General features: G+C 35.4%; 12 protein-coding genes and 1 pseudogene. 9 read left to right on the top strand and 4 right to left on the bottom strand.

The window, feature by feature from the left end:
• Positions 1–146 (bottom strand): annotated as a pseudogene (locus AC1DJR_RS07575) (DUF2334 domain-containing protein); the annotation flags it as partial.
• Between the two features lie 248 nt (positions 147–394).
• Here AC1DJR_RS07575 and AC1DJR_RS07570 point away from each other — a divergent pair.
• On the top strand, positions 395–928 hold the full coding sequence (locus AC1DJR_RS07570; RefSeq protein ID WP_429687626.1) for a transglycosylase SLT domain-containing protein: 534 nt from the start codon (positions 395–397) through the stop codon (positions 926–928).
• A gap of 11 nt (positions 929–939) precedes the next feature.
• Here the strand turns inward: AC1DJR_RS07570 and AC1DJR_RS07565 are convergent, their stop codons facing one another.
• Both AC1DJR_RS07565 and AC1DJR_RS07560 read right to left on the bottom strand, forming a co-directional pair.
• Positions 940–1,734 carry a DUF4931 domain-containing protein gene (locus AC1DJR_RS07565; RefSeq protein WP_477002321.1) on the bottom strand — a complete coding sequence of 265 codons (795 nt, stop codon included), beginning with the start codon at positions 1,732–1,734 and terminating at the stop codon, positions 940–942.
• 135 nt (positions 1,735–1,869) lie between these two features.
• The gene (locus AC1DJR_RS07560) at positions 1,870–1,998 is read right to left on the bottom strand and encodes a hypothetical protein (RefSeq protein WP_002029408.1); all 129 of its coding nucleotides are present in this window, start codon (positions 1,996–1,998) and stop codon (positions 1,870–1,872) included.
• Positions 1,999–2,418: 420 nt separating this feature from the next.
• Here AC1DJR_RS07560 and AC1DJR_RS07555 point away from each other — a divergent pair, with 420 nt between their 5' ends.
• From AC1DJR_RS07555 to AC1DJR_RS07525, 7 genes are all read left to right on the top strand, one after another.
• Positions 2,419–2,553 (top strand): RAxF-45 family protein, encoded by a 135-nt coding sequence (locus AC1DJR_RS07555; protein ID WP_002139888.1) that lies wholly within the window; start codon positions 2,419–2,421, stop codon positions 2,551–2,553.
• A 124-nt stretch (positions 2,554–2,677) separates the two neighbouring features.
• Entirely contained in the window at positions 2,678–4,564 is a 1,887-nt protein-coding gene (gene abc-f, locus AC1DJR_RS07550) for a ribosomal protection-like ABC-F family protein (RefSeq protein WP_477002320.1), read from the top strand.
• Positions 4,565–4,717: 153 nt separating this feature from the next.
• On the top strand, positions 4,718–5,911 hold the full coding sequence (locus AC1DJR_RS07545) for a sensor histidine kinase (RefSeq protein WP_477002319.1): 1,194 nt from the start codon (positions 4,718–4,720) through the stop codon (positions 5,909–5,911).
• The gene (locus AC1DJR_RS07540) at positions 5,908–6,564 is read left to right on the top strand and encodes a response regulator (protein WP_033706325.1); all 657 of its coding nucleotides are present in this window, start codon (positions 5,908–5,910) and stop codon (positions 6,562–6,564) included. The genes AC1DJR_RS07545 and AC1DJR_RS07540 overlap by 4 nt, the downstream gene beginning before the upstream one ends.
• A 138-nt stretch (positions 6,565–6,702) precedes the next feature.
• Positions 6,703–7,635: an ABC transporter ATP-binding protein gene (locus tag AC1DJR_RS07535; protein ID WP_060750744.1), complete on the top strand. Its 933-nt coding sequence runs from the start codon at positions 6,703–6,705 to the stop codon at positions 7,633–7,635.
• Between the two features lie 15 nt (positions 7,636–7,650).
• Positions 7,651–8,847: an ABC transporter permease gene (locus AC1DJR_RS07530; RefSeq protein ID WP_477002318.1), complete on the top strand. Its 1,197-nt coding sequence runs from the start codon at positions 7,651–7,653 to the stop codon at positions 8,845–8,847.
• Between the two features lie 11 nt (positions 8,848–8,858).
• Complete coding sequence (locus tag AC1DJR_RS07525) at positions 8,859–10,004, top strand: ABC transporter permease (RefSeq protein WP_477002317.1); 1,146 nt, start codon at positions 8,859–8,861, stop codon at positions 10,002–10,004.
• 15 nt (positions 10,005–10,019) lie between these two features.
• Here AC1DJR_RS07525 and AC1DJR_RS07520 read toward each other — a convergent pair whose 3' ends face one another.
• On the bottom strand, positions 10,020–10,217 hold the full coding sequence (locus tag AC1DJR_RS07520) for a hypothetical protein (protein WP_477002316.1): 198 nt from the start codon (positions 10,215–10,217) through the stop codon (positions 10,020–10,022).
• A gap of 234 nt (positions 10,218–10,451) precedes the next feature.
• Between AC1DJR_RS07520 and AC1DJR_RS07515 the strand changes: the two genes are divergently transcribed.
• On the top strand, positions 10,452–11,211 hold a 760-nt coding region (locus AC1DJR_RS07515), incomplete at its 3' end, for an ABC transporter substrate-binding protein (protein WP_477002315.1).

Below are 11,211 nucleotides of genomic sequence, written 5' to 3'. Positions count from 1 at the left end.
GTATTAAGGATTTGTACATTGTTTGTAATTTTGTTGTCTTCTGTACTATACAAAACGAGTACTTTTGATTTTGATGATGTTTGTGCAGAGGTATGTATAGGAATGAGTAGTAAAATGCTGAAAAAGATTAGTAGAGTTCTTTTCATTTATTTATGCTCCTATTCTATATATAGAATTCAATTTACAATTATATACAAGAAATAAGTTATAGTCCATGTAAGTTACATTTTTGCACGTATTTACCATATGTTTTTTCGCAAAATCGGTCTAAAGCATGATGATAATATGTATAGTAATTTGCTATGATTGAAAGGTAAGAGAATGATAGAGTGTTGGTAATTGTAAAAGAAAGGCTGAAAGGGGACAAATTTCAGCGGAGAAAGAGGTAGAGGTAGTGAAGAAATTCTTTGTAGGATTTTTAGTTGTTCTTGGAGTGTATTTATATTTCCAAGGAAAGTCTGAAGGAATGGGTAAGCTAATGAATGAGACAAGCTATGTTGATTCAGAAGAAGCAAAACAGATGAAACAAATCATTATAGAGGAAGCAAAGAAAGTAAACCTTCCGGAATGGATACCTCTTACAATTGCCGAACACGAAAGTAGGTTAAATCCAAGAAGTGTTGGAGATAACGGAACTTCATTCGGATTGTTTCAATTACACCGCGGTGGTGGGCTTGCGCCAGATCATTTAACTGATGAAGAGCTGAAAGATCCACGTACAAATGCGCAAATTGCAATGCCGCATTTAATAAAAGGTTATAAGCGCGGGGTGCAAAAAGGTTTGACTGATTTTGCATTACTGAAATATATAGCGAATACATCTGGATGGCCGGGGAATTTAGGACCAGAGTGGACGGATAACAATATGAAGTATAACATCGGATTAGAGGATGTATACTATCGAAATAAAGGTGTAATCAAAGAGTAGGTTTTCTATACCTACTCTGTTTTTTTATGAATAATTTCATCCTTTTCTGTCGTGAAATACTGCGCTAGTTGTATTTTCACATCTTCTAGTTTTGTAGAAACTTGAGGTATTTTATATCCTACATACAACGGTGAAACGACAAACCTAGGAACAACTTTACAAATAATTTTCCTGTTTAAGTGATAGAAGAATAAGTTATAACTACTACATCCTTTATGGAAATCTGTCAGTATGTAACGTACAGTTTGCTGAATATAATTGGCCATTTCATCTATACATGCAATATCTTCAATGATGATATTAAATTCAGTAAAGCCGATAATAGGACGCTCTGAAATGTTGAGTTCAATGCGTTCATTTTTTTGAACAATTACCCCTTGGAAATTTGCTTCCTCAATATTTTCAAGATAGTCTACATGTTTCATTCCGATAATTTGCATATGTGCATGGTGCAAACTTCCGCCTGAAAATGGACCATGATTTTTGTATAAAATCACAGAAGTGAATTCTTCATTTTCCTGTAAGTTTAACCAATGGAGAATAGAGAAGCGAATTAGTTTTCTCATATGTTCTTCTGTATATGTTGCGATATGTTCTTCGCAATTATCTGTTTCGATTAGCACGGTTTGAAAGGTATCCTTTAATGTAGGGAATTTATTTTTCAACCAAATAATAGAGCCCTCAGTTGCTAAAATATCCGTTAAATTTTCTCTGTCACAAAAAGGACATGCAGTGTTTCTGTTCCGAATACTTTCTGGTTTTTGTTTACCGATATCGTTTAAAAAATATAGTTGTTGTGTATCCATTTGTATATATGCCCCTTTAAAATATATGTAAAAATCCCGCTTAATACATTCGGGAAAAGGAGAAGGAAATCCTTTAAAGGGAATAGGGAAAAATAAAAGACAAGATATCCTCATTGTAATAGGGTACCTTGTCTTTTATTTTTTCTTTAATAGTGTGTATGGATAATATAGAGCATTTTCATTTTGTTTCTTTTTTCTATTTTTTATTGTGTATAAGGCAATTGCTGTACTTGCGATTACAATAATGGCTTTCTTCATATTCATATACCCCTTTTTATTGTTGGTTTAATTCTTGGCTAACTGCTTTCGCATCAACTAAAGCATGTAAGATCATTTTTACCATGTTCATCATAGTTCTTTCCTCCCTTTTATAGTTCGTTTAGTTCTTTTACAACTGCTTGTCCGTTCACTAATACCTCAAAGATTGCTTTTACGATTTCTTTCATCATGATTGTTTCCTCCTTGTTTTTGTCTCTCTTGTTTACATCTTTATTGTATAGGGAGGTATCTTTTCGTACTATCGCTTTCCATTACGTGAACATAACAGTTTTGTAAGATTTGATGTCACTTATTGAAATGTTTAGTCTATCTTCATTATTTTCAGAAAAATRACTATTCAAACATAAATCGGGGAAGTATAATAAAGAAGTAAGTATTAAATTCCGTACGAAAGGAGTGAATGAGATGAAATGTTCTTTAGCTACGCGCGCAAAATTTTTAGATTATATCTATATTTGTCGTGCGATTTTTCATGATGTAGTTGTTAACGGGATACGTATGCCCTTTTTTAACAATTGCATAGTAGCTATTGAACGATAGAAGTCTCTTCACCCATTTTTGATAAACGTGTGAAAAGGGAGCTATTTGGCTTCCTTTTTCTATGACAAAAACCATGGGGAATGTTTCTTTCCCATGGTTTTTTATATTGAAAGGAGTACGGAAAATGACAATTTGTAGTGTAAATAATGTAAAGAAATCTTTTGGTGGAAACATCATATTTGAAAATATATCGCTTGAAATAAAGAATGGAGAACGTATTGGATTAGTTGGTCGTAACGGTAGTGGGAAGACAACTATCTTTCAGCTTTTAACAGGAATTGAGGGTTTGGATGCAGGAGCTATTCATGTGAAGAAAGGTACGCGCATTGGTCATGTAGCACAAATTCCAAAATTTAATAATGAAATGAATGTATATGATGTATTAAGCTCCGCTTTTAAAAAGGAAAAAGAGTTGGAGATAGAAATGCATGCTTTAGAAAAAAATATGGCGGAAGAACAGGAATCATCTGCTTTACAAAAATTGATGGAGAGATACGGAGTAATTCAAGAAAGGTACGCGTTTCTCGGTGGTTATGAAATAGAAGCGAATATTATGAAGGTAGCAAATGGTCTACAGGTGACGGAACTATTTCCAAGGTCATTTATGGAGTTAAGTGGTGGAGAACAAACAAAAGTAAGCCTTGCGTATATGCTATTGCAGAAACCAGATTTACTTTTGTTAGATGAACCAACAAATCATTTGGACTTATTTGCAGTCGAGTGGTTAGAACAATTTCTAAAAGAGTATACAGGAACAGTTATGGTCATTTCGCATGATCGCTATTTCCTTGATGAAGTTGTAACGAAAATTTTTGATTTAGAAGATGGAGAAATTCACGTATATCATACGAACTATTCACAGTTTGTTGAGGAAAAGGAAGAAAGGCTRCTTCAAGAATTTCAAGCGTATCAAGAACAGCAAAAGAAAATAAAGAAAATGAAAGAAGCAATTAAGCGTCTACGTGAATGGGCAAATCAAGCGAATCCGCCGAATGAAGGATTGCATAAGAGAGCCAGAAATATGGAACGTGCATTAGAGCGCATAGAGAAACTAAAGAGACCCATTTTGGATAGAAAACAGATGGGACTTCAGTTTGAAGGGCAAGAGAGAAGCGGGAAAGATGTTGTTGTAATGAAAGAAGTGAGTAAAGGATTTGCTGAACGATCTTTATTCGAGAAAGTAAATTTGCATATTCGTTTTCAGGAGCGCGCAGCTATCGTTGGACGTAATGGTACAGGAAAGACTACATTATTAAAACTATTACTAAAAGAAATGCAGCAAGATGCTGGAGAAATTCGGATTGGTAGTAGTGTGAAAATCGGTTATTTATCGCAACATGCGTACGGGAATATGAAGAACAATGTATTGGAAGCTTTCAGAGATTGCGTGGCTGTAACAGAGGGAGAAGCAAGACATATATTAGCTCGTTTTTTATTTTATGGTCCAGCTGTTTTTAAGAAAGTAACACAACTTAGCGGTGGAGAAAAAATGAGGTTAAGGCTCGCGCAACTTATGTATCAAGATGTTAACTTTCTTATTTTAGATGAACCGACGAATCATCTTGATATTGAATCAAGGGAAGTTTTAGAGGARGCCCTTGAACAATATAATGGGACGATTTTAGCTGTTTCACATGATCGTTATTTCTTAAATAAATTTTTTGAAAAGACATATTGGATTGATGAGCACAAATTATTTGAGTTTGCAGGGAACTATGCATGGGCTCGTCAAAAGTGGGAAGAAAGAATTGAGAAACAAGTAGTAAAACAGAAGCAGCAACAGCAAGGGAATAAAGCGTTAGAAGTAATGCCTATAAAAAAGAAGAAGTCTAGGGATTTAGAGGCAGTTGAAAACGAGTTAATGCATATAGAAGAAGATATATATGCACTCGAATGTAAAATGGAAAATGTAGTTGATGTTGAAATGCTTGAACAATTATATGAAGAAAAAACGAAAAAAGAGTTTTTACGAGCGGAGTTATATAATGAGTTAGAGAACATTGTGGAGTAAAGAAAATAGAATGAAAAAGAGCAAGTTGTTTTCTCATATTTTTGGGGAGGGCTTGCTCTTTTTAGTATAATGAAAGTAGAAAAATTGGTATAATTTTCTTGTTGCTGTGATAAGAGAATGAACTTTAGGTCACTAAAACGTGGGGAGAATTTTATGTTAGGATATGCGCGGATTGCTACAATCGTCATGATTTGCTTAGTTTACACAAATCATGTTTCACGTGAAACAGAAAATTTACAAATTTTTGTCGGTATTGCACTTTTTATTTATATTGTGAATCATATTTTGCTTGTAAAAGCAAAAGGGAGTAGGAAACTTGGTTTTTATACCTTGCTCACAAACGGTATTGTCACAGCGTTATTAGGGTTTTTATTTCCCGAGACATGTTTGTATTTAATTATATTTGGAATTGATGCGGTAGGATTATTTATTCATGATTGGCGTAAAAGGATGACTTATTTTTTTATCGCTTTTTTCTTTCTTTGTTGGTTTATAAATATACTACATACGTATCAAYATACAGAGAGTCTGGAATTGGAGAGTAATGCAATTAACTTTATGTTTATCATYTTCAGTGCTTTAGCTGGAAACTTAATAAAAAAACTTACRGCYGCKCGGMAAATGGTAGATGAGCAATATGRGRAATTAGCATTATCTCATACAGCTTTAAAAGAAGCACATGAACAATTACGTCTATATGCAAAAGAGGTAGAAGAATTGACAGCTGTTCGGGAGCGAAATGATATTGCCCGAGAAATTCATGATACTGTTGGTCATAATATGACGGCATTACTTGTTCAGTTACAACTGGCGGAGGTTTTATGGAAACAAAAATCGGACGCTACAGAAGAGGTTTTACATACATGCCATGGGTTAGCTAGAAAATCACTTCAAGAAGTGAGAGCTTCTGTGCATGCTTTAAAAGAGGAAAGTAAACTAGGAAACATAATAGATAATATGCGTGAAATGTTRCATGGATATTCTAAAGTGACGAAAGTACAAGTATCTTTTCAATTACAAGGAGATCCGGTTTTGATTCCGTTGTCACTACAGCCTACGTTGCTTCGTATTATGCAAGAGTCTTTAACGAATGCAAAACGTCACGGAAAAGCTAGTTTATGTGAAGTAAGTTTAGTTTGTTCAGTGGAACAAGTTAAGTTATGTATTTGGGATAATGGTATGGGAGTCAATGAAGTAAGCCCTGGATTTGGCTTACTTAATATGAAAGAACGTGTAGAGGAGCATGGTGGAATCATTCAATTTGAGAGTGAAATAGAAAAAGGTTTTCGCCTAAAAATCGAATTTCCACTCCGAGAAAAAACATGGGTAATAGGGGGAGCGTTATGATTCGAATTATGATTGTTGATGATCAATCACTGATTCGTGATGGATTGGCAATGATATTAAATTTACGTCCTGAACTAGAAGTGGTGGGGACCGCTAGTGATGGGGATGAAGTCGTACAAAAGGTGAAACAATTACAGCCTGAAATTATTTTGATGGATATTCGGATGCCTCGTATGAATGGTGTTGAAGGAACTCGTTTAGTTAGAGAAAAGTTTCCTTATATAAAGGTTCTTATGTTAACAACTTTTAGTGATAGTGAGCTTATTTTTGAGGCATTAGAGCAAGGAGCGAGTGGTTATTTATTGAAGGATATGGAGACAGATGCAATCGCGCAAGCAATTTTAACGGTGCATAGTGGCGGGGTTGTGCTTCCTCAGGATATAACAGCGCAAATTATAGAGGAATTAAAAAAGACGAAAGTGGCAGTAGAGTGTAACCCACCAGAACAACTAAAACAATTAACTGAGCGAGAAGTAGATGTTTTAAGAGCAATTGGACTGGGGTTAAATAATAAAGAGATTGCCGAAAAGCTATTTATTACAGAGGGAACTGTTAAGAATCATGTTTCTAATTTGATTAGTAAGCTAGAACTGAGAGATCGAACACAAGCAGCAATATACGCAGTAAGATATGGTGTTACGACATACACATGACTTTTGGCATATATAAGTGTRAAAAAGCAGCRGAATTTGCTGCTTTTTTATTTTGTATTTCTATCTTAAGGCTGATGGAGAAGAAAAGAAATTTTTCTACAATGAAAGTGTAGATGAATACAAAGGGGCTGAATCAATATGTTAGTCATAGATCATATTACGAAATCATTTGGCAAGAAGGAAATCGTAAAGAATGTTTCTTTTGAAGTGAAAAAAGGTGAAACATTTGGATTGCTTGGACCAAACGGAGCGGGGAAATCAACGACGATATCAATGATTTGCGGGTTAATTCCATACGATAGTGGTGATATAAAAGTTGGTGGAAAATCTGTAAAAGAGTATCCATTAGAAGCGAAAAAGAAAATCGGTATTGTCCCGCAAGACATTGCGCTGTATCCGACACTTTCAGCAAAGGAAAATTTAATCTTCTGGGGAAAGATGTACGGTTTAAATGGAAAAGTTGCAAAAGAGCGGGCAGAGGAAGTGTTAGCCTACGTCGGTTTACAGGACCGGGGGAAGGATAAAATTGAAACATTTTCAGGTGGAATGAAAAGGCGTATTAATATTGGCGCAGCACTTATGCAYGAACCAGAGYTATTAATTATGGATGAACCGACAGTCGGGATTGATCCGCAATCGAGAAATCATATTTTAGAGACTGTTAAAAAGTTAAATGAAAAAGGTATGACGGTCATTTATACGAGTCATTACATGGAAGAAGTTGAGTATTTATGTGAGCGAATTGCCATCGTTGATCATGGGAAGGTAATTGCGCTAGGAACGAAAAGAGAGTTATGTAATCGTCTGACAGATGGGTTTATAGTGAAATTGCAATTAAATCGCTATAATACGGAACTGCTACAAAAGTTGAAGGCACTACCTGTTGTTGAGCGGATTATTTTTGACGAAGATAATAGCACGATTGATATTGGACTAAATGGTGGCGAGGCAATTGGCATAGTTGTTTCAGAAGTTGTTGAAAACAAAGCTCAAATTTTAAAACTGGAAGTAAAAGAACCGAATTTAGAGGCACTTTTTTTACAATTAACAGGACGTTCACTTCGTGATTAAGGGGGTCAGTACGAGATGAGAAGTTTCATTATTGCATGGAAAGATTTAAAAATCCGTTTAATTGAYCGGCGCGGATTTATGATGATGTTAATTATGCCACTTGTATTAACGGCCATTTTAGGTTCAGCATTAAGTAATGTATTTGAGAGTGGTGGACTACCGAAAACAGTAATTGGCTATTATCAAGGGGGAACGGATGAGTTTGCAGATGTCTTTCAAAAAGATGTATTGCAATCTAAAGAAATAAAAGATGATGTGAAAGTAAAGGTAGTTAATTCTCAGGAAGAGCTTGAAGATATGTTAAAGGGAAAGAAAATCGATGTAGGAATTGTCATACCAAATAAATGGAGCGAACAAATACAAGATGGAAAATTAAAAGAACCAAAGGTGCTTATAGACCCATCAAAAGATATACAAGCGAAAATTGCYGARTCAATGATCYGCTCTTTTTCAGAACGTGTTCAAACAGTCGCAGTATCTACTAAAAGTGTTGTAACAGAATTAGCRAAAYCTCARCAKRGTGATGTAGCACAAGTTGCAAAAGARGTAAGTGGAAGTCTACAGACGATAGCAACTGCAAGTGTGGRTAAYATCCAAAAAGGAACGRTAGGCAAAAAAACAGTTGCAGCGATGCAATATTATGCAGCAGCAATGTTAGTCATGTTTTTACTATATAACATAACAGTAGGTGCAAAGTCAGTTGTAACAGAGCAACGAACTGAAACGTTGGCACGTTTGTTCAGTACACCGACGAGCTCATTTTCAATTTTATTCGGGAAGTTTTTAGGTACATTACTATTTGCCTGTATACAATTTGGAATATTTATAGTTGCTACACACTTTATGTTTCATGTGGAATGGGGCGAAGATGTGTCTCAAATAGTAGTGTTGGGAATTTCTTATGCAATTTGTGTTTCTGGTTTATCTATGTTAATCGCCGCTTTTATTCGTGAGGAAAAAACGGCAGATTTAATGGGGGGAATCGGTATTCAAATACTAGCTATATTAGGAGGATCAATGTTACCGATTTACGTATTCCCCGATACACTTCAAACAGTTGCGAATATTGCTCCGAATAAATGGGCACTTACGAGCTTCTTAAATATTATGTTGGGAACATCTTGGGATGGGCTATTCCCTGTCATTTTAAGTTTATGTAGTGCAGGAATTATCTCCGTTATGATTGGAACGTTACGTTTACGTACGAGATAGGAGGGGAAATGATGAAGAAAGTTTGGGCGCTTTGTTGGCTAGAATTAAAACAAATTTTAATAAAGCCACAAAGTTATATACTCATGTTTGGAATGCCTATTATTTTTACACTCATTTTCGGTGGACTTTTAGGCGGAAGTGGGACTGAGAAAGTAAATGTTAGTTTAGTAGATAAAGGTGGTTCTGTATTATCTGGCAAGTATTATGAGGAAATAAAGAAAAGTGATTTAATTTCTATAGAAAAGGTAACGTATAGGGAAGGGACACAGAGGATCGAAGATAAGAAATCATCTGGTATAATCATCATTCCGAAAGATTTTCAAAAGAGTATGCTAGATGGAAAAGTAGAAAATATCCAATTTCAAGCCAGTGCTGATTTTACGGGTGGAACTTCTGTAGAGCAAGTATTAGCAAGTGCATTAAAAAAGATGGAGATAGAAGTTAGTGCAGCAAGAGATTTTGAGAAGAAAAGTAACACTTCGTGGGAAACGATGTATGAAACAATTTATACAAAAATAGATCCTGTTTCGATTCAAGAAGAATTGATTTTACACGATGATCAAAAGTTAAATAACGTTACAGGKCGAGYGGCAGGTTTTTCAATTCTATTCGTCATGATTGTCATGTTAAGTGCGACGGGAACYATTTTGAAAGCTAGACAACTTGGKGTTTGGTCTCGTTTATTAGGGGCACCAGTTTCAAAAGTTCAAATACTAGCAGGATATATCCTTTCCTTCTTTTTAATAGGGTGGATTCAATTTGGTGTTTTAATGATATTAACGCATTCATTATTTGATGTGCAGTGGGGAAATTTATTAGGGGTTATTACACTCGTTTCAGTATTGCTATTAGCGGTTATTGGTCTAGCTTTATTATTGGCAAGTATCGTGAAAACAACAGAACAACAGTCCGCACTAGGGAATATCGTTGTAATTTCAACGTGTATGATTAGCGGTCTTTATTGGCCAATTGAAATTGAGCCTTCATGGATGCAAGCGGCGGCAAATTTTGTTCCGCAAACGTGGGCGATGCGTGGCTTTACTGAGTTAATTGTAAGGGGAGGTACATTAGCAGATATAGGAGGATATATTGGTATACTCATTTTATTTGCAGGAGTATTTTTCGTAATTGGTTTAACAAGAATACGTTATGACTGAAAAAAGAAAGCAGAGTTACAGCTTTACGCGCTGAACTCTGCTTTCTTTTTGTGTGGTATCTTCCCTCGTTGAAATTATAATAGCTATCCCGAGCATAATAAAAAAAGCTAAAAAGAGGACGAACTTTGGGAAGAAAGGGAAYAGTAATAACGCCCCGACTATYATGATTGTTAAYAATACATAGTGCAGGACATATTGGAATAGGTTGTCCATATTTTCGCCCCCTTCTTGGTAGTTAATTGTTATTATTCTATGCGGGACTATTAGGTAATAGAATGTGTTTTTTATTTTTTGAAAGAAATCAATTAGCAAGGATTGACATAACTAGTGAAAAGGAATAATCTTGAAATTAATTCATACTATTTTTATGGGATAAATAAGGATAGTTACAGAAAGGATCTTTATGTTACTACTTAATTAGAAAACAGGAAAGTAAGGGTGAGAATTATGCGAAAGGCTTTGAAAGGGTTATTTGCTACATTCCTTAGTACATCGGTTTTATTAGCAGGATGCGCTCAAGAAGAGAAAAGTACAAATGAAGCAGCAAAGATGCCGAAAGTAAAAGATGAGTTTATTAAGGCGAGTGACAAAGTAAAAAGTCCAGCAAAGGCAAAAGAAAGAAAGGATACCTTTGTAGTGGGAATGCCGAGCCCTGGCGGGATATTCCTTCCGCATTTTATGGAAAATGGGTGGGACGGTAATATAACACAAGCTATCTTTGCTCCTCTCGTTGGATTGGATAAGGAGGGGAAACCAATTCCAATTCTAGCGAAGAAATGGGATATTTCGGAGGATCAGCTTACATATACGTTTCATTTGAAAGATGATTTAAAGTTTAGTGATGGTTCACCGTTAACAGCGGATGACGTAGCATTTACATTAACGTTATTGCATGATCCCACTTATAGTGGTGCAACGGACATAAGCCAAACAGCAATAAAGGGTGGGCAAGCATATAAAGAAGGAAAGGCTACATCTATTGAGGGGATTCAAGTCATCGATCCGAAAACAATTACGATTACAACTGAAAAGGTAAATGCCCAAACATTATCGTTAATTGGTGGAGAAGTTATATCAAAAGCTTATTACGGTAAAGAACATAAGCAAGGGAATTTAGAGTATTTAAAAGAGTTATATGGAAAACCGATGGGAGCAGGAGATTTAGAGTATTTAAAAGAGTTATATGGAAAACCGATGGGAGCAGGAG

The organism is Bacillus sp. 05T31, from assembly GCF_056396725.1.
The sequence above is the reverse complement of the archived record's forward strand: the minus strand, read 5'-3'. Positions and strand labels throughout refer to the sequence as shown.

Bases quoted from the DNA above. Each gene is read 5' to 3' on its own strand.
- AC1DJR_RS07565 (WP_477002321.1), bottom strand. From the start codon at position 1,734: ATGGATACACAACAACTATATTTTTTAAACGATATCGGTAAACAAAAA.
- AC1DJR_RS07560 (WP_002029408.1), bottom strand. From the start codon at position 1,998: ATGAATATGAAGAAAGCCATTATTGTAATCGCAAGTACAGCAATTGCC.
- AC1DJR_RS07555 (WP_002139888.1), top strand. From the start codon at position 2,419: ATGAAATGTTCTTTAGCTACGCGCGCAAAATTTTTAGATTATATCTAT.
- AC1DJR_RS07540 (WP_033706325.1), top strand. From the start codon at position 5,908: ATGATTCGAATTATGATTGTTGATGATCAATCACTGATTCGTGATGGA.